We start from the raw sequence: 24599 nt of genomic DNA, 5'->3' as shown, positions 1-24599 counted from the left end.
ATTTATAATTCATAACTTAAAGAAATGGTTTTAGGGGTTTACTGGTATTTTGATTTTCCGTATGAACTTTATTCGTATGATTTTTTTACTTATCGTAAAGGGCTCGGCGGACATGCAGATGCCCCTGCACAATTGGAGGCAATTATAGAAACGGATGATCCAGACGGAATTATAGAAGCGCTCCGACAGCTTGTAAATGAACATGCGGATGCTTTTATTTATATCTATAAGTCAGGAAAATATCTGCAGATCGGTACAGGCAGCTATAACATGCACGATTATGAGTTTGAGATAGCCCTGAAAGCTGAAGAGATTCTAAAAGACAAAAAGGCTAAGAAAGCAACACATAACTTGCCTAAAGATGCCGAACTGGTTAAATTTTTTAATGACAAAAGCAAAATAATATGGCCAAAGAGAAAATATTTTAGTCTAGTTGGTTCTTCACTGATGAAACATAATGCAGAGACTTCCTATATTCGCTTTGATTGTAATATTGAGGATAATAAAAAGGATAATTTTTTGAATGAAATCCTGAATGTTACCTATGCAGCCAATATTCATGTAGTGTTTTATAAGGAAAAGAAATGCGGTGACCGATACAATCTGATGTTGTTTTTTACGAATGGCCGTCAGGGAACCGGGTTGAAACCGAAACAAAAGGTAGATATCCCTGCATTAGAAGACAGTATGGATTTACTTATTCAAAAGTATTGCGTTCAAACTGGGTTTATTGGTGGCTTTGATGAAAATTATCCAACAGGAAATCCAATTGTATTAAAAATTGTGGATTCAGAATTTATAATAGGATAAATCGCAACCAGCTGTTAGAATCCACAAAGTTTTATTTATTTATTGTATGTTTTAACTCATAAATGTGTTAGTTGACGTTATTGATATACTATTATTCCTATTTTGGTTTTGTTTATATTAACAATCATAATATTCCTGCTCAAAGGTTAATTCCTTATTTGTCAGCTGCATAATTTTTTGTGCAAGACCGTCAAAAAAATAACATTCCCCTGAAAATATTTCATAATGATTCACATCTTGTTCTATAATAAGTATCAGAGAGCTACCTCCCCTGCCTCTTGCCGGCAATGTATTTTGTATGCTGAATGCTTTTATTTCTTCCTTGGAATAAACCTGTGAAAAATTACCACATGCAAATCCAATCTTATCATTTACATTATCCATCCATATGATCGTTTTGTCTTTAAATTCATCGGCAATTTTGGGTGGACGTCTTTTTATTTTTTCATTCTTTTTATAATCATTAGGCATACCAACGTTTCCGTCTATTAGCAAAAAAGAATTCACTGCCAGTCGGTTTTCGTAGGCAGTATCAATAAGCAGTTCCGGATATGACCTCCGGTTTTGTATAGTAAAGGAAGTATATCCGCCGTTGTACATGTGTGCGGAATCATAGGTGTAGCAAATAGATACGCTCATGTTATGAACATCGAAATAAATATTTTTCTGATCGGTGCGTTCGTAACCTGCTTTGTTTGCATCGGCTCCAAGATCACGGATTAATATTTCTTTGATATCATTATAACTTTTATCAGTGCCTTTTTGATCGAAACAATCTGTATGAAATTCAATCACAGGTGCATCCATCCGAACTTTATCAAAATAGGATGCAACATCAGAAAGTTTAATATTCCCGATACGAATGGGATATTTGTATTTGAGCAGTGTTTGGTCATACGGAGAAGTCGCCCGATATACAGCATCATTTTCTTCTAAAGCTGCAAAGCTTATGTCCCAGGAAATAAATTGAGGCTCAGGTGACAAAATTTCAAAACCCAAATGATAATCTTTATATTGTGTCTGAAGGATCTCATAAGTAGGTTCGTAGGTACGTCTCCAGATTTGTTTTTTTGCCTGTTCCTGTTTAGAAATTGTTTCAAAAAACAAGATATCATCAAACAAAAAACGTTTGGAAAGTTCTGTATAAACTGCTTCAAAACCAATGCTGGCTGTGGGTATAGTATGCTGATGATGATCGAATATAAACAGAAATGATTCCTTATTTGCATTTACAATTACGTACACATATTGAATTTGATCAATTGTCACTTCACTATTGTAAAAATAGGAATTTCCTTCACAGCGTATTTTGTTACCAGCAATTGCTACATTCCCATTTGTGTTTTCAGCCGGAAACGAATATTTTTTATTTGGCATATTTATATTTTGTTTAATTCAGATATCGATTTATTGCTTGTCAGCACGCAGATCAATCCAGTGTTTTAAATCCGTTGCAATTTGTTGTTTTTTATCATTGTGCTGTATTGCTGTTATCCGTTTCTGTTGTTTGTTTCTTCTTAATTTTTTCAGCTCGTCGGCTATTTTTTCAAAATTCATTAAATCAATCAGTACAAAGTTCTTTTCATAATATTCTATAATTGTCTGCAACGCCTGCTGAATTTTATTTGATTCTAATAGTATCTCCGTTTTTAGAACAACTGTATATGGCAAATTTTTATAATTCCAGTTGTCAATATGTGCAATGTAGGAGTCTATTGAAGAGGTGAAAACCGAATAACACTTTACTTCAAGAAATCTCAAAACTGCATGTATTCTTTCTGAAAAAACTTCTGGCAAAGCATTTTTTCGGATTTGATTTCTAAGACTTTTGCTTTTAGTAAATCCAACACCAAAACCAATCAGCCATTCTCCTTCGAGTTTGTCATAATCCAGATTTTGGGTTAGTTGCCATAGATCGCTATCAGTGTCTAAACCAATTTTTAATCCTTCTATTTCGCCTAATATTATTGGAGCGTACTGACCCATAAAATTTTAGAGTGTTTTTTTAACGTTTTTATATTCTTTCATCTGCTTATAATAGTACTCGGAATCATCATAAACGTCACCACGGGCGATGACCAGATAATCTTCAGATATATTGAAACATGTTGAAAAATCTACATCCATAAGCCGTCTGCAGACATTTACATATACCTGCCTAATCTGGTCATTCCAATATTCAAAAGTTTCTCTTTTATGTTCTTTAAAATCGTACGCACGGTAATAAAACAGATAAATATACTGCATCTGTTCATCGTGCAAATCAATCGTATACTCGTCATACAAATACCGCAGATTAGTAGTGTACCACTGGTGCGATTTTAAAGTTTCATTAGAATCTTCAGGATCTTTGGAAACGCCAATAGCCAGTTCGGGAGGAAAAGCTTCGGGCATAGTATATTCCAGCATCAGACAATAGACTTTCTCTTCAATTTGTACCTGCTTCAGTATTTGTCTGGATATGCGTTGAAACAAAAAATCTTCTATTCTCTTAAAAGTGTTTTCAATTGTCTGATTGTGCTCTGGCCGCTTAAATAAAATTTCAGGTCTTTCTCTTAGAATACCTGCATCTTTTCCAGATTCTTTTATAACATCAATAGCACCCGAAGCGTCATATTTGAAAGTTACATCGCTGGTGTATGAAAAAAAAGTATGCTGTTGCCGATAACCCGTAATGCGGCCATCTTCAATTTTATATTTCTTAGAAAGAACTTTAGAATATTGGCATTTCAGATACAAATCAGGCAATCCATTTTTGAAAAATGTGTAACAGATAATACCATGATGATAAGGATGTTTAGTATGAATATACCGTTGCATACTTTTGTGGCAGTTGTCTTCATACCAGAAAATAGTTTCATAACAATTGTTGTTTTCATCGTAGCGAATGCGATGCACTATCTGATTGTTTTCAGGATCAATGACAAAAGTATACAGCTTCTCAGATTCTGGATTAATCTGATCTGTTTCCTGAAGAAATAATGCATAACGTTCGTCTTCTGTAATGAACTCGTTTCTTATCAATGCTTCAAAAGGTTCAATTTCAAACAACGGATGCCTTGCCTTGCGGGTAATGAGGTTTTCTTTTTGTAATACAGCATTTTTCATGTTATCAAAAACAGCATGAAAATTTTCGTATTCCTCCTGGATCTGTTTAATTCGTTCCTTAACTCTTTTATTCATGAAAGGCGTTAATTATAATTAAAAATGAAACAGAGATTTACTTTTCTCCGTTAAATCCATTCCAATTTTTTAGTTTAATAAATCTCATTCCTGAGCAGGAAGCTTTTATAAAAGATCAAGCTGGAGAATACCTCTAATAGGCACAAAGAAGCATGATTTCTGTTGATGAATTATTTATATTCTAAGATGTTTTTATAGAATTCCTCTTCATTACATTCTTCATAATCACGAGCCATTACCAAAAACTTTTCTGATTTTGTAAATGATTTTGAAAAATCGAAATGCATCAGTCGCTTGCAAACCCTTAGATAAGTATCAAATATTTGTTGCTTCCATTTGTTATTGGCTTCTTCATCCTGCCATGGAATTTTTTTTCCGTAGGAACTCACCATCAAATAATTAGATTGTATTTCGATTGGATAAAAATCAATAGTAATTGGATTAGGAGCATCATTTTCTGAAAAATAGCGCATATCTGCTGCGGAATATAGCTCCCACAATTCATAATCTTCAACATTAGCCTCTAAGTCCGACTCTACTCCAAAACCTAAAGTTGGCGGAAAAGGTTCGTGCATACTGTACTCAAACAACAAACAATAAACAGATTCCTCTATTTTTATTTTATCCAGAATTTGATCGGTTATGTTTTCTACCAAAAAATCTTCTATTTCGGCCAAAACGTTTGTTACGTTTTTAGCAGCATTACGGGCATCGAATAAAAGCCGAACTCGACCATCAGATGCAGTTTCGGTAATGGTTTGTAAGTTATTTTCGGTATCAAAAACCAATTCGCCAATACAATGATGATTATAATTAGGCCATTCTAACTTGTATTTTTTTATAAAATCGCCTTCGCAAATATAGGTTTTTAGCGAAATTCCATACGGTGTGCATTCTATAAACTGATGCGGAAGTCCGTTTTTAAAATAAAGATAACTCAGGTTTATTTCCCTTGCTGTTCCGTTACTTTGGTAAACCGAAAAACTTTTGTGATACGCCTCTGTGTATTCATAAATGGTAGAATAGAAATTTTCGCCACCTAAATATTCTCTTTTAAAATGGGCTTTTCTGTTGGCTAAATTGATTTTATATTCGATCAAAGTATCCATTTCGGGATTAAAATCTTCGTCGGAGTCGATTGTCAATTTTAGATCCGATGTTAAAACTTGATTGACTAAATGCGAAAAATAAGGTTGAATCTCGAACAAATTGTATTTGGATTGAATCGTGATTAACTCTTCATTTGATAAAACGGTTTTGGCTTTTTGGTCAAAATTTTCAGCAATTGCGTTAAATTCCTCCTGTATTTTGGCGAATAAAGAATCCTTCATAATGTTATTCTATTTCAAAAGAGGGTCTGTTTTTTATTGCAACTTTTCTATTTTTCCAATACTGTAACAGTTCATCTGAAGACATTGTTCTCAATTTTTTCCACTCGATTTTAGGATCATAATAATAATTCTCGCTTACTTCATTCATGAACAAGTTTGACTCTCTTAAAAAAGCTTTTACTTGATTATGGTTCGAATTTTTCAATTCTTCAATCAAAGATTCAAACTCCGCATCGACACATAATTCAAATAAAATCAACATTTTTGTAAGTTCTACAATAGCCTGTTGCTCATTATTTTCATCAAGTGCAATTCGCATCAATAACACATACGGATAGCTAATGACCCCTTCAGATTCTATTTCTAATTCTAGAGCAAGTTTTTTTAGCTCTTGTATTGTTGGCTTTATATAGTACTCTCCAGATGCATAACAAAATTCTAAAAACTCAGTATAATGTATAAAGGAAGATTTATTAGATTTGATTGCTGCTAAATTTTTTTCATAAATCTCTCTTGCCTTTTCTATAGAACTATTAGCTACTTCTCGAGCTCCATTTTGCAAATGCATTTCGGCAATCTGTTTTAAAATATTGCTTATTAAATGCACCTCTAGTGCCCCGTCTTCTGTATATTCTATACTATATTGGTAAATTGAAACTGCCTTTTCTAGAAAATCAAAACGTTTGGTTTGCAAGCCTATTTTGTGAAAAAATTCGGCACTTTCGAGCAAATCAATTCGGTTTGCCTCTATGGGAGTGTAGGCCAAACTTTTTTCTGCCCAATACAAAGCCTGTTCGGTAGGAAAACGATACTCGATAGCATTCCACTCCAAGAATTCTTTGAGTTCTTGATAGGCTTTTGCAATGGGATACTCGATTGCGAATTGATTTTCTAAAGTTTGCATTTCGGTTTGCATTTCGGTTTGCAACGCTATTTGTTCGCCGGTTAATTTTCCGTCATCGGCAAGATCAATAAACATCAATTCCAGTAATGAAGACCAGGAGGCTTTTTCTGGCGAAAAATTGATTGCTTTTTTCATTTCAGAAATAGCCAACTCCCAATACAATAAACCATTTTTGGGTTCAACAGGCATCATCCATCGATAGGCCAACGAAAGCAAACGATGAATTTCTAATTTTTCTTCAGGATGAACCGTTACGTAATTCTCGAACGCTTCGACAGTATCTTTTAGGACTGCCTTAGCTGTTTTGGATTCTTTCTGGCACGCCTGTTCCAGCAAAATATGTTGGGCAAAACTGCGATGCTGCCACTTTTTTTCACCCAATAAAATTTCCATCTTTTCGATCATCGGAATCAAAAAACTTATCCCGGAATCAGTAAGTTTTCCGCAAGCATAATCGTAATTCATTTCCCAAAATAGACCGTCATAACCATTTAAGGCAAGATCCTTTTTTTCGAGATCAGAATTGAAGTTGGTCTTGGTATGTTCAAAAAGTTGATCTAATTTATCAATATCATAATGGCGAACATTTCGCTTAATTTCTTCATGAAAAAAATCGATCGGATAGGGCTCATCCAATTCAAAATTAGTAACCGAAGTAGGGTTTAGATATTGCATGAAATTTTTATCCGAAACCATTTGACCATACGGTTCGGCTATATAAAAATATTTGAAATAAATATGTTCTTCCGAAACTTGTCTATTCTTTCGTGCAACCTCCAAGCGATTTTGAAGTTTTTCGAAATCACAATATTCAAAATAAGATTCTTGATCGTGTGAGAGTTGTGTGTTCTCAATAAGAATAAATGGATAATATTCAATAGGAATTTCAAACAAAGTTGCAGCTAATTGTATTTCGTCAGGAAGTGTTTTGAGATAGTTAATCGCATCTTCTTCAATCTGGCAAATGGCTACAATCCAGGTTTCGGTCTCTTTATTTATTTTTACAATATACATAGGATCTGATTTCTTTGCAATTAAAATTAATTCTCATTTGGAATTGTTTTTTTATAATCAAATAAATGCTTGTACTCGGACGGTAATTTATTTTCCAGTACACGACCATCATAAATGTAAAGCTGTTCCATTTCAATCATCGAACTGGGTAATGAAGTAATATTGGTACTAATCATATCCAAATTTTGCAACTGCGATAATTGATTCATTTCATCAGGCAAGCTTGAAATTGTATTAAAGTTAATATTCAATCTTTTTAAATTTTTAAGTTCCAAAATAACCTTTGGAAATTCAGTTAATTTATTTGAAGAGAGGTTTAAGTCTTTTAATTCTTGGAGTTCGGCTATTTTTGGGGAAATGGTTTGAACCTTATTTTCGGCCATGTTCAAGGATTCTAATTTGGTAAAATTTGCGATGTTATCTGGAATTTCGGTCATAGCTGAAGCTAACCTAAGATCCGTAAGATTCTTTAGTCGTTCTATTTCTGAAACCCAAATAGAACAATTGGGCTCATTAAATGTCAAAAGAGTGGCATGTTCCGGGTCTAACAATGCTACTTGTAACGAAACAGGCAAAGTATTGAATTTTTCCTCAGTCATATCGGCTGGAATATCGGCCGATGGATTATTTGTAGTGGCAGGACGCACTACATATACTCCGCCGCCCAACTTGTTTCCGCCAGCATCTTGAACATACTCCAAAAAAACCAATGAGTTTTCGGTGCCTGATTTTTCGGGCAATTCAAAAGTGTGCAATCCCAGGGAATACACAGGCTGAAAATCGGCTTTGATGATGTCTAAAAATTTTAATTTGAAAATTTCGCCTTTGGTTTTAAAATCGACATAAGTAGTACCAGAACTTTCACCCGGAACATAAATAGGAATTGGTCCTAATTCCATAATACCATTCCAACCCGTTGCACTTTCTTTTTGATATTTTTTTATTGAAAATTCGCTATTAAATCTAGTTCTAACGAATCGAAACGGTTTCGTGTTTTTCGTTTCGAGCGGAATCATTTCTATAGATGCAGGGGATTGTGGAAACTTTTGGTACTCCCGTATTTTGGGCAGATAATAATCTTCATAATACGTATTGGTTTTAGGATCTTCATTCGAGTTTCTGGACATATTACAACTTTCTTGCAAACCCGAAAGCAAAATTCCGACTTTCCCATTACCTTTAAAAATAACTCCCGCTTGGTGAATATTATCTTGTGAAGCACGGAGATTTATAAACTCTACATAATCAGCAGTTGCATACAATTCTTTAAATATTTTTTCGAATTCAATTTCGCTTAAATCCAAATTTTTATTATGAATAAAATCATACGAAATAGCATCGATTTTGCCTGTCTCCAAAAAAGGGATATAGGTATGAGGCCCATAAAAACAGCCACTTCGAGATGAAAAACGCAAACTGGTTTCGAATGACGAGCGTTTGATACCCTTTTCGTCTATAATCGCATAGGTAAGACCATTTGATATGGCGTTTGCATATATGTTATAATCACCCGTTACATCTACACTAGAATAAACCAAATATTGCTTTAATGATGGAATAAAAAAATACCTTGGGTAATATACTCGCCCACGAAATATTGGAGCCAGCTCGTATTTGGTGGACTGACTTAATAGGCTGTTTCGAAATATATGTTTGTATTTAGACTTTTTTGGGGTTTGCGCCAAAAGGAAAAAACCTACCAATAAAACTGGAATGAATATATATAACTTTAGCATTCTTATCACTTAAAAAAAAATATCAAATCACTTATTCATAATCATTGGTACTTACCTTTGTGCTTTATCAAATCTGACAAGCCATCAGATTTTAACTTATATTGATTCACCAATTGATTATCAATATACAAATCAATTTTATTATGAGGATGAATTACTATCTTAATTGGTAAAATCACCTTGTAGCGGAGCCAGAAACAAAGTCCTATGATACCACCATTTTTTTCTTTACATAAACTGTAATCAAAAGGGAATTCATGATAAAACATCCCTTTAGTTTTTGAATATCCTCTAAATAAAATTTGATCTGTCCCTCTGGGAATGTTTGAAGAAGGTGGTTGGCTATCCTTTGGATTAAAGCAACTTACGAGAGAGCTTGAAGTGTTTTTAAAAACAATTTCCGTTATCAATTGCTCCTCTGAATTATTCTCAACTGTAATCGTAGATATGCTAAAAATTCTTTGATAAACGGTCGCACTATCGATATACTGATAAACAAATCTTGTAACTACAAAAAAAGCAGTTATAGCTACTACATACAAAAACACCGCTTTTGGCATTACCGTTTTGGATAGATAAGCCACAACAAGCAGCCCTAGGAGTAAAGAAATAAAAACAACCAACATTGGATTGATATACTCCGAAATAGGAATTTGTCTGTTGCCTCCATTGGGTGTAGCGTTACTATAACCTACGTACAAACCGCTTATTAAAAGAGATATAAAAATTGTTGCTCCCAACGCTACAGACCAATGCGTAAATCGTAATAAAAACCATTGTACACCAGCAATGATGAGTACACAAATGATGAGCATAACCGCTATTTCCATAAAATCCTGATTCATATTTATCTGTATTATTATTTTTTTAGTATTGAACTTTTATCCCTCGTACATTTCTTCGCAATAATAGCCATACCATTCAGCAAACTTTGAGGAAACAACTTTAATTTTTTCAGAAAGAACTTTATGGGTATATCTTTCTTCTAACAGCGGAAGTAGATTTTCTCTATTAAACACATCATGATCCATATCTATAGCCGAAAGGTATTTGATAATGGTTGTTAGGTAAGACTCGTCTTGCTTGGCCAATTCATATACGGCATAACATAAAGCTGTTTCTTCAGCATTTCTATAAACATATTTCAGCTTCGGATTCTGAATCAACTTTTCTATTAGTTTTTGTACTATTGCAGGATTTTGTGGAGTAGTTTTTTCAAAAAAATCGGGTTCGTGAATTGTATTTCCTGATGCGTCTTTAAAAATAAATTTCAATACAGAACCAACTCCTGCTGCTTCCAAATCCGACACAATATTCTCTATTTGAAAAAGTGCTTCTTCTAAACCAGTATGGGTAGAAAGATCTGTAACCTCAATCGGAAAAAAATCATGATACTCCAGCTCGATTTCTTGTTCGGCTGTATAACTCATCTTATAGATTTCCTCCTGAGTGGCTGGCACAAATGCCAATGCAATTGGAATTTTAGAATCGACATTGACAAGCGAGGGCATATCTGAGATATAAAAATCTAAGGCTTCTGCCAAAACAATTGATTTTTCATCAATTTGATACAAATGAGAATGAAAATAAGGATATTGGAACATTCCATCAGATGAATTGCGCAATGAGGCCGTTACAAGCAATGGAGATACTGTAAAATCAGTATGTACTTTTCGCAGAATTCCACCTCTAAAACACAACCACATCCCATTGGCTACTAACTTAATTGTATTTAGATTATCATAAAATTCTCTTTGCTCATCTCTATATTTTTTGTTTCTTTCGGGGTTAAGAAATAGTTCGGTAATTCTATCTCCATCATTGGGATAATAACTCAATTGGTTTTTTTGGAAATCTCTTACTGATAGTACTTTTAAGACTTCAAATGTGTTCGCATCGAACAATACGATTCGGTACTCAAAAATCCTTTCGCCAGATTCGGTTGTTTTAGATGGCACATCAGCATAGGCAGGCATAATGACGGTGTTGTTTTCAAAATCGACTACTGGTATGAACTCATTATACGAATAAGGTGGTGCAAAAGGCAACTCGAATTTTTCTACTTCAAAACGAGTCATATCCAAAACTGAATAAAAATGCTCATATATTTTTTGCTCATCGATACGCTTATAATCGTGTTTATAGAACAGTAGATTTCCGTCTTTTCTAATGGCTAAATTGTTACCGTATTTTACGTTCAATTCTTTTGTTTGAATGGCAAACGAATCCAAAGAAACAATGGTCAAAATGGTTTGAGAAGAATCATTTACACATACGACATATAATTGTTTTTTATCTAACGAAAAAACAGCTTTTGCATCTGTATCTCCATCCAATTTTTTGTCAAAAAGGGTTTCCCTAGAATCGGCATCATAGACACGAATCCAACCGTTCCAATTGATTAGAATAAATTTTGTTTCCGAAAAAAATTCTGAAAACACTATCGGCTCATCATCTCCTTTCAACAGAAAATTCCAATCGTTTGTATAGCCTTCTCCGTTATGTTTAAACACTTTTACATGGTTTACACCCTCTCGTTCTATTATTATTTTATATTTCTCGGACATTGCAATTGTTTTTTTAATGTTAGCTAATTGACTTATGAATGTAACAACAGACCTTTATTTTCTATAATCTCTTTTAAAATATCCCCTTGATTTCCGTTAGCTAGAGCAGTTTTGGCATATTTTACAGCCTCTTCGGGTTTTCCTAATTTATAATACAACTCGGCCATATTGGCAACATACATAGCATTGGAAGGTGCACTCTGTGCTGCTTTTTTGAAATAAGACAATGCCTCTTCGTAGCGTTTTTCAGCATCGAGTGCGCAACCTGTCAAATTATACAATTGTGCTACAGCGGTAGCATCATGATACACTTTTTCAACAAAAGATTGCTGTTGCTCTAAATATGCTGAAATACCCTTACGCAGCCATAACAATCGTGCTTTAAGGAAATACACTTGAGACATACCAGCATCTATAGCCAGTATTGTATTTGCTTTTTGTTCGGCCACGTCCAAATCCTGATTTTTAATATCGTTCCATGCTGCTTGTAATAAGGTATATTTGCTTTCGTTTAGCAAAGTCTTGATATCTATTTGATCCGAAAATAAATTCTTATTTTCTAAAACAACCTGTACGAGAGGCTCTATCAAAGTTGCCATTTCGGTTTTTTGTTGAATGTTTTTAAATACAAATTGTATCAGATGAGAGGCTAGAACTCGATCATTTGCATAACTTTCATCAACCGTAATATGACTCGTGAGTTTTTTGATATAATTCTTGCTAAAATCGTTTCCAAAAGTTTCAGTACCTTTTTCTAATAGTGTATCAATGGTTTTCTGCCAGGATTCATCAAACTGCTCAAGTGGTTCTTCCAAAGGCCATAATGAAGTGGAATCAACAGAATAATATTCTAGTAATCTCTTGACTTTTGTATTTCTGTATAAGTTTACTAAGAAATCCGTTTCGCTATCGTAGCCATCATCATCTGATGTCATAGTCCCATATTGTTCATGCTCTTTTACGGCTTTATTTAGCTTTTTCTCTACTAATGTTGGCATTTTTTCATGGCCCATTTTTGTTAGTAATTCATAGTAGTAAACCAACTGTTCTTCCGCTTCCAATTGAACCATAAAATCATCGCTATTTTCTAAATAGTTGGATTTTTCTAATAATAGTGCTTCAAATGGTTTAAGCACTTCTATTGGTAACAAATAAAAATTAATACCCGAATTATATCCTTTGTAGGTATAATAATTAATTCCTTCATTTATAGTATTTTGAATAAAATTGGATACAAAAGGGTGGCTGAGATGCCCGCATTTATATACAATATTGAGTTGCAAATTATCATCATCAAAATAGACTAAATGAGTCATTAAAAAACTTGTAATCTCGCTGTCTTTCCCTACTGAATCCCATAAACCATAAGTGTTGTGCACTACTTTGGCTGTCAAATCTTGATTGATAAATCTATAATCGGGAATATCTTTCAAACTGTAATGCAGGTATCCATATTTCATACCATTTAGCAGAATCGTTTTTAAAAGTTCCTTGTCGGTAAGGGTGCTAAGAAGTTCAAGAGCTTTGGCTTTTAGTTCAAAACTTTTATTGGTATTGGGCAAATATCCCGAAGGAACATCAAACTCTTCATCATATTCATATTCATCTTCATACTCATCTTCCTCATCTTCATATTCTTTTTCTTTAGAGATACGAGGCCAACAATGTGGACCAATGATATAATCTGGTAAAGCATTGCACTCCTCCTCTACATCTAGATTTTCCATCTCCGATTCAAACTCTTCGGCTATATCTTCATCACATTTTGGAAAATAAATAGGCATATTGAGAATTGTCAACAATTCATTTAAAGATGAAATATTCTGATCTATTTTTTGTACCAGTTGCTGTTTAAGATTTTCATCTTGACCCAATAATACACTTTCAACTGTAATTTGTTGATCTTCATTTTCAGGATTTTCATCAGAAACAAATTCTAATCGAAATGGATTCCAAGGGCTAGTCGGTTTTTGTATGTAGGTAACTTTTTCATCTATCTTTATTAATAAATGACGAGAAGCCATTTGTTCGAATTTACGATGCTGTAATTGCTCGATAATACTATTGGCATCATAAACAAATTGCGTTTTTACTGGACTGTAATGGTGCCCAAAAACTTCCCTACAATAATCGTCTAATATAAATGTGCTAGATATAATTGGCAGTTCATGTAAGACATTGTTATCGTTTAAAATGGCCAAACTCGAACATTGATGAAATGAAATATTGATGTGCTGATACATTTTATCCTGTTCCAAGACTACTTTTCCGATACAAAAAGTTGGATGCTCCTTGACTATATAATAGAAACAATCGTGTACCATTTTTTCGATTTCCTCATGAACATCTATTTTTTCAGGAATTGGACTTTTCCCTTTTTCCCATAAAACAATATCATAGTAAGAATAGGTGATAAGTGTATCATCAAAATAAGCAGTTGCTAAATTTTTAAGAGCACGTTCGTAGCACCAATTGTCTTTATTTAGACTTTCAAACCAGTTGGTATAAACAGCTTGATTGTTTTCAAATAGTATAGTTGTCAACAAAAATTCTTCACCCGTACTTATAATAGGTACTTCAGGTTTTGGAGCAAAATAATAGGTTGGTGCCAAATCTTCTTGTACCGCACTGATCCAGACAGGTGTTGTTGGATCGCTAATATCGTACAAGGAACGACTCAGCATATAATTGTCGATAAAGGCAACGTGCATATTGCCCGGTGTAGAATCTTCTTGTAGGGTTGACAAACAAACTGGATTGGTTTTATCAGATATGTCAGCTAAAATTACCAGTCCTGCTCCTGCCCCAACAACCAGTAAATTATCACGAACAAATAAATAATAACCGCTATTAACATAAAGAGAGTCCGAAATAAGATTGTTATCCAGCACATTTAAATCATAAATCTCTAAATAACTATTGTTGCTAACATACAAATAGCCATCGGCTATGGTAAGATTTTGATAATTTGATTTTGCTTTTTCGTTTTTATAAACAAGCGAATTCCGTTCAATAGTTTCTTCCGAAACTCTATATGTAACAACACCAGCTTTTGTATCAACAATATAAACAACACCATTGTAATAAGCACAAGAAGCCTCTCTTTGAGTGTCTGAAAGTGTAATAGCCTGAAGTATTTCTACAGAAGTTCCATTCTTAATTTGGGCTAAAACTAGTTCATACCCATCCCCTTTTTGAACCGCTATAAAGTTTTTGGCATCCAGCGGATAAACCCATTTGTAATCGTTTATTGCGATTTTATTTTGTACATAATAGCTGTCTGGATATGATTTTTTTTCTCTTACAATTTTCTTTTTCTCTTCGGTATTTAAGGAATTATTTTTAATCTGTTTGTCAAAAGCGACTCTTTCCTGTTCCTTTTGAGCTTGTTTTTTAAATGCATTTAAAATGTAATCGTACTGTGCTAATTCGATTTCTAATAAAATTCGCTCAGCAGTTTCGTGAGTAGGTACCCATTGAAGGTGTAAGAAAGCTTTTGATGTATTATTTTGTAAAGTATATATTTTTGTTAATGCTACAGAGATTAAAGGAAGTGTTTCGTTTTTTTTGGAAACGTGTAACAATTCTTTAAGTTCTTTTTTAAACCCTTCTAAAACCTCAGCATCTAAAGGTGTACGAAGCTGCCATAGAATATCTAATACTCTAAGGATTTCTTTTTTTGAGTCAAACTCTATGGTCGAAGACACCCTATCATAATGCTCTTTTTGATGCAATAAAAATAATGCACAGAGGTATTCTAGTTTATTAAAATTTGCGGGTCTTTTTATTGTATCAAATAAAGTTACGGACTCCTGAAATCGTTTTACATAAAACAGTTTACTAACAAGAAATCGCAACGCTGGCTCGTATTGTACGGCGGTTATTGGAAGTGACTGGAAAAAAGAGGTATAATATTCTTCTCCAAATGCAAAAATTTGTTCAAATTCTTTGTTGCGAATTGCTATATTGTATTCTAAAACGATGCTTACCCAACGAGCAAATGCTTCTTGGTCTATTTGTGGATTAGGAATATTTTTTAAATCAAAAACCTTTTCAGGGAACTTCTCAAAAAATTCCTTGAATGCTATCAAAAATTCTTTTACAGACTTTTCTCCTATCGCGATGTTTCCACCTCGAGGTTCTAATTTCCAGTCTTGAAATTCATCCTGTAATCTTAAATGTATTTCGTTATCTCTTTCATATATAAAAGCAATGTCATTTACATCATAACTATATACTTCTGTTTCTGTAGTTGATTTTTCAAAATACGTTCCTTCTGGACAATATAATTGAAATCCATTTTCGATAAAATGTAAATAATGATTTGAAAATTTATAATCTGGCAACGTAAGTTCAACTTTATAGAATGTGCCACTCCCATTTGGGTTATTGAAGGCTTGAAGAAATATCTTATCCTCTAAATTGTATCTCATATTATGAGTAAAAAACCCAACAACATGGCGAAAATGTTCTTGCGAAAAAGTAGTAGCCACGTTTGCAATAGCATTCTCTATTTGAATTAACAACTCTTCTCTTAGGCAAACTAAAAATGAAGTATATAATTCATCAACAGTAGTCAAATGTTTGAAGGTAATTACTGGTGGCGTTTCTAAATATTTTTTTTCGAATGTTTTAGAAAGTTCATCACAGGAAGAGTCTATCAAATATTTATTTTCAAAAACATAATCAGCCACATCAAGCCATTGTGCAATGTTTATTGTGCCAATTATTGAATGTTCTTTCTCTAGAAAATAATTTTTCCACTCGTTCAAAGCATACACATTCAATCTTTCAAAAGAAGAATCAAACGATAAAATTACCATCCGTAAAGAATCTGGTTTGATATTCTCAGATACTATGGCATCGTGAAGAATACCCTTTAATTCATTTTCAATTTTTGACTGTAATTTTAATTCTAGCATACTATAATTTTCTAAAATTTATATTCTCTTTTTTCTAAAAAAAGTGACGACTCTACCAACTGATAATTGCTTAGTTACCGTTTCCTTTTTGCAAAACATGAGCATTCATGCTTTGTTTTCGAGCTTTGTCAATTTGAATTTCCCAATCGGTAAAAATTATAGCCTTTTCATTGCAACGGATTGTAAATTGCAACTCTGTTTTGCCTAAAATTTCAAAAAACGATAACTCAAATTGAATAGGAGTTTCTTCATTTTCATTCACCATTTCTTTGATAGAATGAAAGAGTCTTTGAGAATTGATCCGCAAAACCAGCCAACGAAATAAAGTATTGCCCGGATAAACAACTTCTATTTTATTAGGCAGGAATCTTGGCTCTGAAGTTTCTAAACCGTTTATTTCGCTTCGAAATTCATTACAAGAAACATCCGAAATTTCAAAAAAATTAGCAGTATCAAAACCCGAAACCTGCATTCCCCAACAAAATAATTTGTTTTTGATTAAAAATCGCTCTTCGATTCTACCGCTGCTTCTAATATTTTGTATCAAATTCAAAAACGCTTCGGGATTACTATAAAATTCATGCGAATTGCGATGCAGTACTATTTTATTATGACGCTCTGTTTCTGCAATATAAATTGGGCTGCTTTTAGAATGATCGATCAAAATGGTATCAGAATTAAAAATGCGCACTCCTCCTTTTATATAAATATGAAGTGTCAATGGTTTGGTTTTTTTTCCTCTCAATGCACTCATAACATTGGTTGGATATTTCTGTTTTTCGAGTATTAATTTCTCAAAAGGGAAATCCAATTCTATATCATAATATTCATCTTCAATTAATGAATACCAGGACAATTTGAGTCTATTGGCTGCAAACGGAATGTGTATGGTTTCGCTAAAAGCACTCTTTTCTAAATTATAATTTCGTACTCTACAACTTTCCATTTCCGCTAATTCTGTTTCCGAATAGAAACAAGGAGGTCGGTCTAATTTTATATTTGATCTTCTATGTTTTGAAGTGTTTGCAAACTCAATAGCATCAATATACGTTAGTAATTCTCGGTCATAATCGATATCAAGAGAGACTCTTAGATAATTTTCGGCCATTCGCCATTCTAAAAAATAATAGCGCCCATACTGAAAACCGTAATAAAAAGCAGGAATTCCTAATAAGGTTGCCAACCACATTTGAAAATACAAGTCATTAAAAACTCCTGTCTTTTGGTATAAAACCAACAAATAAACGCCATAATCTACAAACAATAATACCGAAAGGATGAGTAGAAACCCAATGACAAAAGCTAGGGTTATCTTGGTATTCGATTTTCCATAATAAAACAGATAAAAATAGACACAAAACGAAACAACGATATTGAAAGCAATGGCCAACCCTACTCCGAAAATATAGAACAAACCATAACTAACAATCGATGCCAACAGTACAAACCCTAGTGGATAAGCAATCTCTCCACTAAAATATACTGGTGTTGTCTTTTTATAAATACTATAGTTTTTCATTTATGTTTTTACCAATTATTACTTTGAAAAACAGGCGCTTCCTTTTAAATAAAGTAACTCCAAAAAATTAAAATACTTTTTTGCTAAATCAATTTTCTTTTCATTTTTACAGACCAAACCATTCCCTTGTCTCTATTTTTCAAATGAGATACATTCCCAAAAATGATAATCTCTTTCAAATCTTCTAGGTGAGAGCTATTAGGATAAATCTGTTTTACTTCCAAATAATGCCCCTCAAACCAAGGGAAATCTCCAATAGAAAGTTGTAAATCATTAGTGCAAAAATTGAGATACTTGATTTGTTTAGCAAAAGCCCCATTCGAATACTGAATATATAGTAGAAACATACTCTTCCCTCTACCAATATGTAAGGTTTCCCCAATTAATAAACAATTATTATCCTTGCCAGATATGATTTTGTGTATTTTATGAATCTCAGGAAAGTCATTTAACAAATGAGTGAATGATAGAATTGTTCCACCAGCTGTAACTCGCCCAAAAAAAGGGTTTCTTGCTGATCGATCAATTATAGTATGATCCATTCCCGAAAACCAAACACCATCGGAGAAGATTTCTCCATTTTGAGTCCTATAAAAGAGAGCCATTTTATTTATTGGCATCAAACCTTCTTGTTGAACATGTCCTAAACCTTGGTTCCAAAGCAATTTCTCATCTGAGGTATATTTAGAAACACCATAGTTCTCAATGGCATAAAAAGTATTTGAAGTTGGATCTGAAATAATATCAGGAAGATAGTTTCGATAAATTGAAGGTCTCTCATTTTCGATATAATCTTCCCCTTCCTTAGTGATTTTAGTTTCCCATCGTTGAGGCCAAAAATCGTCATGGCTGCCTGATTTTACCAATTCATACCAATTGCCTACAATTAAAAGTGATTCATCGAGACTTGGTTCAATATTTATTATTTCGGTGCTATAGCCTTTGTCAAAAAATAGAGACTTTATGAGTTTTTCTTTCTCGAACAAAAATAATTTTGCAGGATTTGTATAATCTTTATAAGTACTTCCTATCCAAAATTTTTTGTTTTCAAGACCGTAAATACATTGCCAGCGTGTTTCTTTTTCGGTAATACCAGCTAATATGTCAACAATTTCAATTCCATCAAAACAAACAATTTCTTGTTCTATAGAAGCATATTTATCAGTTTTCCAAACATTTAACAATGCAAGGCAACTTGTATCAGTTCTTGTAACAGACATAATTTCTACACGATGCGAATTTTCAAATACTTCCTGTAGATTGGTTGCTTGTAATGAGAGTGCTAACATGGGTTCTTTTTTTTCAAAAATAAAACCAATGACAGTAATGCTTCTCACTAAAAATAGTGATTTCACTTTCTGTCGACAATTTTTATAAATTGTTATTATTCACAAAATTCAATTCATTAATTATATTTTTTTAAATAAAAACACATTACAATACTATTTTAATTACGAAATCGTAATAGTTATATAAAATATTATGCACGCATAATATTTTATTCGATTAATTTTTTAAATTTGTCTGAGATAAAAAGAATTTAATATATATAATTATGAAAATATTAGTTTGCATTAGTCATGTTCCAGATACTACCTCAAAGATTAACTTCGCTAACGGAGATACTGAATTTGACACCAATGGAGTTCAATATGTAATCAATCCAAATGATGAATTCGGATTGACACGTGCCATTTGGTTTCAAGAGCAACAAGGAGCTACAGTAACGGTAGTTAATGTTGGAGGATCAGATACTGAACCAACTTTAAGAAAGGCATTAGCTATTGGTGCCAACGAAGCAATTCGAATAAATGCCAACCCTACTGATGGTTTTTTTGTAGCCAAACAATTGGCAGAAGTAATCAAAAATGGAGGGTATGATATTGTAATTGCTGGAAAAGAATCATTGGATTATAACGGCGGAATGGTTCCTGGAATGATAGCTGGAATTTTGGGTTATAACTTTTTAAATTCGTGCACAGCCCTTACTGTAGATGGTACTAATGTAACAGCAGTACGCGAAATTGATGGAGGAAAAGAAACTGTATCTACCTCTTTGCCATTGATTATTGGAGCTCAAAAAGGATTAGTTGAAGAAAAAGACTTACGTATTCCAAACATGAGAGGCATTATGACTGCCAGAACAAAAGCACTAACCGTACTTGAACCTGTAGCAGCATCAATAAATACAAAAGCGGTAAAGTTTGAAAAACCTGCTCCAAAATCAGCAGTTAAATTAATTTCGGCTGACAATCTTGATGAATTAATCAATTTGTTACACAACGAAGCAAAAGTAATTTAATTACGAATTAATAATTATGAATTACGAAATTTTGAATTTTTTAAATCTTTCAATTTTTCCATCATTAAATCCTAAACATCATGTCAATATTAATATACGCTGAATCAGCAGAAGGAAAATTTAAAAAAGTGGCATTAGAATTAGCTTCTTATGCTAAAAAGGTTGCCGAATCTTTAGGAACTACAGTAACAGCTGTAACCGTAAATGCAGGAGATGTTTCTGAATTAGCAAAATACGGGGTTGATAAAGTACTAAAAGTAAGCAATGACAAATTAAGTGGTTTTACAGCCAAAGCATACGCTGATGTCATCAAACAAGCTGCCCAAAAGGAAGCTACAAAAGTGGTTTTACTATCTTCTACAACAGATAGTATCTATATGGCATCGTTAGTTGCTGTTGGTTTGGAAGCTGGTTATGCATCAAATGTTGTTGGATTACCTGTTAGTACTTCTCCATTTCAAGTAAAAAGAAATGCTTTTTCTAACAAAGCTTTCAACATCACCGAAATCAACACTGATGTAAAAGTATTATCAATTGGAAAAAACTCATATGGTATTTTTGAAAACCCTTCATCACTTACCGAAGAAGATTTTACCCCAACTATTAGTGACGCTGATTTTGGTGTAAAAGTGACCTCAGTCGAAAAAGGTTCTGGCAAAGTTTCTATTGCCGATGCCGATATAGTAGTTTCGGGAGGGCGTGGCCTAAAAGGTCCTGAAAATTGGGGCATTATAGAAGATCTTGCAAGTGTATTGGGTGCTGCAACAGCTTGTTCAAAACCAGTATCCGATTTAGGATGGAGACCTCACGGTGAACACGTAGGGCAAACTGGAAAACCTGTTGCAACTAACTTGTATATAGCCATCGGGATCTCTGGAGCCATTCAACATATTGCAGGAATCAACTCTTCAAAAGTAAAAGTGGTTATCAATAACGATCCTGAAGCACCATTCTTTAAAGTTGCCGATTATGGAATTGTAGGAGATGCATTCGAAATTGTACCTCAATTAATAGCCAAATTCAAAGCTTTTAAAGAACAACAAGCCTAAAATTTAATTTCTACAATAAATTAAGCTACCCAAAAATAAGATAATTGTATCTTTGTTTTAGGTAGCTTTTTTGTTCCATATATTTTGATTAAAATTGCACTATATTTCAAACAAAATTAAGACACACTATAACATAAAGTACTTTAGTACTTTCACCAAACCAACATGAGCTTAGTTAAACTATCTATAAAAGGAATTTCATACAGTCAAACTCAAAATGGTGCATATGCATTAATCCTAAATGAGGTTGAAGGGGAAAGAAAACTGCCTATTGTTATCGGAGCATTCGAAGCACAATCTATTGCAATTGCACTAGAAAAAGAAATTAAACCTCCTCGTCCTTTGACTCATGATTTATTCAAAAATTTTGCAGAACGTTTCGATATCATCGTAAAGCAAGTCATTATTCACAAACTTGTTGACGGTGTTTTTTATTCAAGTATTATTTGCGAAAGAGATAAAATCGAAGAAATTATTGATGCCAGAACTTCTGATGCAATAGCATTGGCAATACGTTTTAACGCACCTATTTTTACTTACAAAAACATTTTAGATAAGGCAGGTATATATTTAAAAGCGAATCCTCTTGAAAACGACCCTTCTAATGAAATAGAAGACATCCTTTCGAATCCCGAAACATTTGGCTCTGCCGAAAGCAACGAATCAGGCAACACCTATTCTAATCACAGCTTACAAGAGTTAAACGAATTATTAGGACAAGCTGTAGAGCAAGAGGACTATGAAAAAGCAGCTAAGATTCGAGATGAAATTTCTAAAAGATAATACCAATCATTAAATCGATAAAACGGTTAAACAAGCAACAGAGTAATACTATTATGAAACAATATCTTGACTTAGTACAACATGTAATGGAAAATGGTTGCCAAAAAGGTGATCGAACTGGAACTGGGACAAAAAGTGTTTTTGGCTATCAAATGCGTTTTGATTTAAGTGAGGGTTTCCCAATGGTAACTACCAAAAAATTACACCTAAAATCTATTATTTACGAATTGCTTTGGTTTTTAAAAGGCGATACCAATATCAAATACCTACAAGAAAAAGGAGTTAAAATTTGGGATGCTTGGGCAGATAGTAATGGCGATTTAGGCCCAGTTTACGGTCATCAATGGCGCAATTGGAATAGCGAAGAAATCGATCAAATTTCGGAACTTATTAATGAATTAAAAACAAATCCAAATAGCCGAAGAATGTTAGTTTCGGCGTGGAATCCATCTGTTTTACCAAATACATCAAAATCCTTTGCGGAAAATGTAGCAAATAACAAAGCTGCACTACCGCCATGTCATGCTTTTTTTCAGTTTTATGTAGCATCTCCAGATGAAACTAAAGGCGAAACCAAAGGCAAACTTTCATGTCAATTGTACCAGCGTAGTGCAGATATCTTTTTGGGAGTACCTTTCAATATAGCATCGTATGCTTTACTAACGATGATGATTGCACAAGTTTGTGATCTTGATGTAGGCGAGTTTATACATACTTTTGGCGACGCTCATATATACAACAATCATTTTGAGCAGTTAGAATTACAACTCTCTCGCGAACCTCGACCGTTACCAAAAATGATCTTAAATCCTAATATAAAAAACATCTTCGATTTTGACTTTGATGATTTTACATTAGAAAACTACGAACCTCATGACCTTATCAAAGGAAATGTAGCAGTATAAAAAAATCCGCAGTTGCGGATTTTTTTATACTATACTACCAATACACTGTTTTCTGCACCAGCATAATCATTCCATTTAAATGAATCAGCCTCAGGTTCATTCACATAATTCCCATCAACCACATACTTATATTCGTATGTAGAATCTTTTCCTATTTCAAAAGTCCCTTTGAAAGTACCGTTTTTTAATTTACTCAATACACCTTCATCAATTTTCCAATTGTTAAAATCTCCAATTACAGAAACTTGATTAGCCTCTTTTGCCGGAACAGAAAATGTAACTTTACAAACTGGCTTTGTTTTTACAAATTGTTTTTTTACAGACATAACTATTTCGTTTTTAATGGTATAACAAGTTAAGCAAATATTTTCAACCCTTACACAAGCAGCCTCATTTTTAGTATATTAGCAAAAAAAAGAGTGTTTTTTTATTGTAAAAAAAAATAAAGTTGAAAAAAAAATACATTCGATTTAATTCAAGGATTTACAAATCAAGATTGGATAGTGAAAATAGTAACATTTAAAAATAAATTCTATCTTTATAAACAAAATTCAACTTTTATGGAAAAGGAATTACACGAACAATACGAATATGCTAGAAGACGCATTAAACAAAAAAAACGATTGTATTATCATTTTGTTTTTTTTTCACTTTGCAGTATTTTTTTATTTATTGCTGTGTATTTTTTTGAAACAGGAATAAATATCAATCTATGCATTTGGGCAATTACGATATGGCTGTTCCTTTTCATATTACATTTCATCAAAGTTTTTATTACTGATCGCTTTATGAACAAATCTTGGGAAAGAGATCAAATAGATAGGCTTGTAGCTTTACAACAAAAAAAAATTGCTCAATTACAATCTAAAATTGAGGAAAACAACCCTAAATAAACCAGATTATGCTTATTATAATTGCTGCAATTGCAGAAAACAACGCTCTTGGGAAAGACAATGATTTAGTTTGGTATTTACCAAATGATTTTAAACGATTCAAATCCGTAACAACTGGACATCATATTATTATGGGAAGAAAAACTTTCGAAAGTTTCCCTAAACCATTACCTAACAGAACTCACATCATAATAACCAGACAAAAGGACTACCAACCAAAAGACTGTATTGTTGTTGATAGCATGGAAAAAGCAATTGCCGCATGTCCTAAAAACGAAAGATCGTTTATAATTGGCGGAGGAGAAATTTATAGATTAGGACTTCCTTATGCAGATCAGCTTGACATTACAAAAGTTCATCATAGTTTTGAAGCCGATGCCTTTTTCCCGGAAATTGATCCTAAACAATGGAAAGAAGTGCAATCCGAATTTAACCCAACAGACGATAATCATAAGTTTGCCTATACTTACAAAACATATATTAAAATATAGAGATTTGTTAGTTTAGACAAATTCGCAAAACAAAAAAAAGCTTCTCAAAATTGAGAAGCTTTTTTTTAATGATTAGCAGAATGACCTAGTCTTGTACGATAATTTGATAACATAATCTGATTATCCGTTTATGCACCTGTTATATTCGCAATTACTAGTCTGTCAAAGAGTTTGTCTCCAAAATACCGTC

19 protein-coding genes are annotated in these 24599 nt (G+C 33.2%); 7 read left to right on the top strand and 12 right to left on the bottom strand.

Annotated elements, in window-relative coordinates:
* Nucleotides 1–24 precede the first annotated feature (24 nt).
* A complete protein-coding gene (locus ABEB18_RS13045) occupies nt 25–810 on the top strand; it encodes a hypothetical protein (protein ID WP_348799748.1) in 786 nt (261 codons plus the stop codon).
* 117 nt (nt 811–927) lie between these two features.
* Here the strand turns inward: ABEB18_RS13045 and ABEB18_RS13040 are convergent, their stop codons facing one another.
* The 11 genes from ABEB18_RS13040 to ABEB18_RS12990 all read right to left on the bottom strand — a co-directional run bounded on the left by ABEB18_RS13040 (nt 928) and on the right by ABEB18_RS12990 (nt 19341).
* Nucleotides 928–2187 (bottom strand): hypothetical protein, encoded by a 1260-nt coding sequence (locus ABEB18_RS13040; protein WP_348799747.1) that lies wholly within the window; start codon nt 2185–2187, stop codon nt 928–930.
* A gap of 30 nt (nt 2188–2217) precedes the next feature.
* On the bottom strand, nt 2218–2796 hold the full coding sequence (locus ABEB18_RS13035; RefSeq protein ID WP_348799746.1) for a hypothetical protein: 579 nt from the start codon (nt 2794–2796) through the stop codon (nt 2218–2220).
* Nucleotides 2797–2802: 6 nt separating this feature from the next.
* The gene (locus ABEB18_RS13030) at nt 2803–3993 is read right to left on the bottom strand and encodes a hypothetical protein (RefSeq protein ID WP_348799745.1); all 1191 of its coding nucleotides are present in this window, start codon (nt 3991–3993) and stop codon (nt 2803–2805) included.
* Between the two features lie 170 nt (nt 3994–4163).
* Entirely contained in the window at nt 4164–5324 is a 1161-nt protein-coding gene (locus ABEB18_RS13025) for a hypothetical protein (protein WP_348799744.1), read from the bottom strand.
* A gap of 4 nt (nt 5325–5328) precedes the next feature.
* Nucleotides 5329–7242, bottom strand: a complete 1914-nt coding sequence (locus tag ABEB18_RS13020) for a hypothetical protein (protein ID WP_348799743.1) — start codon at nt 7240–7242, stop codon at nt 5329–5331.
* 26 nt (nt 7243–7268) lie between these two features.
* Entirely contained in the window at nt 7269–8978 is a 1710-nt protein-coding gene (locus ABEB18_RS13015) for a leucine-rich repeat domain-containing protein (protein ID WP_348799742.1), read from the bottom strand.
* 41 nt (nt 8979–9019) lie between these two features.
* Nucleotides 9020–9823: a hypothetical protein gene (locus ABEB18_RS13010; protein ID WP_348799741.1), complete on the bottom strand. Its 804-nt coding sequence runs from the start codon at nt 9821–9823 to the stop codon at nt 9020–9022.
* Nucleotides 9824–9859: 36 nt separating this feature from the next.
* Nucleotides 9860–11545, bottom strand: coding sequence for a hypothetical protein (locus ABEB18_RS13005; protein WP_348799740.1), 1686 nt, complete (start codon nt 11543–11545; stop codon nt 9860–9862).
* Between the two features lie 32 nt (nt 11546–11577).
* A complete protein-coding gene (locus ABEB18_RS13000) occupies nt 11578–16467 on the bottom strand; it encodes a tetratricopeptide repeat protein (RefSeq protein ID WP_348799739.1) in 4890 nt (1629 codons plus the stop codon).
* A gap of 70 nt (nt 16468–16537) precedes the next feature.
* Entirely contained in the window at nt 16538–17986 is a 1449-nt protein-coding gene (locus ABEB18_RS12995) for a hypothetical protein (RefSeq protein WP_348799738.1), read from the bottom strand.
* A gap of 83 nt (nt 17987–18069) precedes the next feature.
* Complete coding sequence (locus tag ABEB18_RS12990) at nt 18070–19341, bottom strand: hypothetical protein (RefSeq protein WP_348799737.1); 1272 nt, start codon at nt 19339–19341, stop codon at nt 18070–18072.
* A gap of 200 nt (nt 19342–19541) precedes the next feature.
* Between ABEB18_RS12990 and ABEB18_RS12985 the strand changes: the two genes are divergently transcribed.
* From ABEB18_RS12985 to ABEB18_RS12970, 4 genes are all read left to right on the top strand, one after another.
* The gene (locus ABEB18_RS12985; protein ID WP_348799736.1) at nt 19542–20288 is read left to right on the top strand and encodes an electron transfer flavoprotein subunit beta/FixA family protein; all 747 of its coding nucleotides are present in this window, start codon (nt 19542–19544) and stop codon (nt 20286–20288) included.
* A gap of 80 nt (nt 20289–20368) precedes the next feature.
* A complete protein-coding gene (locus ABEB18_RS12980) occupies nt 20369–21337 on the top strand; it encodes an electron transfer flavoprotein subunit alpha/FixB family protein (protein WP_348799735.1) in 969 nt (322 codons plus the stop codon).
* 165 nt (nt 21338–21502) lie between these two features.
* A complete protein-coding gene (locus ABEB18_RS12975) occupies nt 21503–22120 on the top strand; it encodes a bifunctional nuclease domain-containing protein (RefSeq protein ID WP_348799734.1) in 618 nt (205 codons plus the stop codon).
* Nucleotides 22121–22173: 53 nt separating this feature from the next.
* On the top strand, nt 22174–23025 hold the full coding sequence (locus ABEB18_RS12970) for a thymidylate synthase (protein WP_348799733.1): 852 nt from the start codon (nt 22174–22176) through the stop codon (nt 23023–23025).
* A gap of 29 nt (nt 23026–23054) precedes the next feature.
* Here the strand turns inward: ABEB18_RS12970 and ABEB18_RS12965 are convergent, their stop codons facing one another.
* Nucleotides 23055–23351: an isoamylase early set domain-containing protein gene (locus tag ABEB18_RS12965; protein WP_348799732.1), complete on the bottom strand. Its 297-nt coding sequence runs from the start codon at nt 23349–23351 to the stop codon at nt 23055–23057.
* Between the two features lie 234 nt (nt 23352–23585).
* Here ABEB18_RS12965 and ABEB18_RS12960 point away from each other — a divergent pair, with 234 nt between their 5' ends.
* Both ABEB18_RS12960 and ABEB18_RS12955 read left to right on the top strand, forming a co-directional pair.
* Entirely contained in the window at nt 23586–23918 is a 333-nt protein-coding gene (locus ABEB18_RS12960; RefSeq protein ID WP_348799731.1) for a 2TM domain-containing protein, read from the top strand.
* A gap of 8 nt (nt 23919–23926) precedes the next feature.
* The gene (locus tag ABEB18_RS12955; RefSeq protein WP_348799730.1) at nt 23927–24409 is read left to right on the top strand and encodes a dihydrofolate reductase; all 483 of its coding nucleotides are present in this window, start codon (nt 23927–23929) and stop codon (nt 24407–24409) included.
* The last annotated feature ends 190 nt before the right edge of the window (nt 24410–24599 follow it).

The organism is Flavobacterium adhaerens (genome assembly GCF_040045115.1).
Classification (GTDB): domain Bacteria; phylum Bacteroidota; class Bacteroidia; order Flavobacteriales; family Flavobacteriaceae; genus Flavobacterium; species Flavobacterium adhaerens.
Note: the sequence above shows the minus strand (reverse complement) of the source record. Positions and strands in the feature narration are given on the sequence as shown.

Excerpts from the sequence above, each read along its gene's own strand:
- ABEB18_RS13045 (WP_348799748.1), top strand. The coding sequence starts at position 25 with ATGGTTTTAGGGGTTTACTGGTATTTTGATTTTCCGTATGAACTTTAT.
- ABEB18_RS13040 (WP_348799747.1), bottom strand. The coding sequence starts at position 2,187 with ATGCCAAATAAAAAATATTCGTTTCCGGCTGAAAACACAAATGGGAAT.
- ABEB18_RS13035 (WP_348799746.1), bottom strand. The coding sequence starts at position 2,796 with ATGGGTCAGTACGCTCCAATAATATTAGGCGAAATAGAAGGATTAAAA.
- ABEB18_RS13030 (WP_348799745.1), bottom strand. The coding sequence starts at position 3,993 with ATGAATAAAAGAGTTAAGGAACGAATTAAACAGATCCAGGAGGAATAC.
- ABEB18_RS13025 (WP_348799744.1), bottom strand. The coding sequence starts at position 5,324 with ATGAAGGATTCTTTATTCGCCAAAATACAGGAGGAATTTAACGCAATT.
- ABEB18_RS13020 (WP_348799743.1), bottom strand. The coding sequence starts at position 7,242 with ATGTATATTGTAAAAATAAATAAAGAGACCGAAACCTGGATTGTAGCC.
- ABEB18_RS13015 (WP_348799742.1), bottom strand. The coding sequence starts at position 8,978 with ATGCTAAAGTTATATATATTCATTCCAGTTTTATTGGTAGGTTTTTTC.
- ABEB18_RS13010 (WP_348799741.1), bottom strand. The coding sequence starts at position 9,823 with ATGAATCAGGATTTTATGGAAATAGCGGTTATGCTCATCATTTGTGTA.
- ABEB18_RS13005 (WP_348799740.1), bottom strand. The coding sequence starts at position 11,545 with ATGTCCGAGAAATATAAAATAATAATAGAACGAGAGGGTGTAAACCAT.
- ABEB18_RS13000 (WP_348799739.1), bottom strand. The coding sequence starts at position 16,467 with ATGCTAGAATTAAAATTACAGTCAAAAATTGAAAATGAATTAAAGGGT.
- ABEB18_RS12995 (WP_348799738.1), bottom strand. The coding sequence starts at position 17,986 with ATGAAAAACTATAGTATTTATAAAAAGACAACACCAGTATATTTTAGT.
- ABEB18_RS12985 (WP_348799736.1), top strand. The coding sequence starts at position 19,542 with ATGAAAATATTAGTTTGCATTAGTCATGTTCCAGATACTACCTCAAAG.
- ABEB18_RS12980 (WP_348799735.1), top strand. The coding sequence starts at position 20,369 with ATGTCAATATTAATATACGCTGAATCAGCAGAAGGAAAATTTAAAAAA.
- ABEB18_RS12975 (WP_348799734.1), top strand. The coding sequence starts at position 21,503 with ATGAGCTTAGTTAAACTATCTATAAAAGGAATTTCATACAGTCAAACT.
- ABEB18_RS12970 (WP_348799733.1), top strand. The coding sequence starts at position 22,174 with ATGAAACAATATCTTGACTTAGTACAACATGTAATGGAAAATGGTTGC.
- ABEB18_RS12965 (WP_348799732.1), bottom strand. The coding sequence starts at position 23,351 with ATGTCTGTAAAAAAACAATTTGTAAAAACAAAGCCAGTTTGTAAAGTT.
- ABEB18_RS12960 (WP_348799731.1), top strand. The coding sequence starts at position 23,586 with ATGGAAAAGGAATTACACGAACAATACGAATATGCTAGAAGACGCATT.
- ABEB18_RS12955 (WP_348799730.1), top strand. The coding sequence starts at position 23,927 with ATGCTTATTATAATTGCTGCAATTGCAGAAAACAACGCTCTTGGGAAA.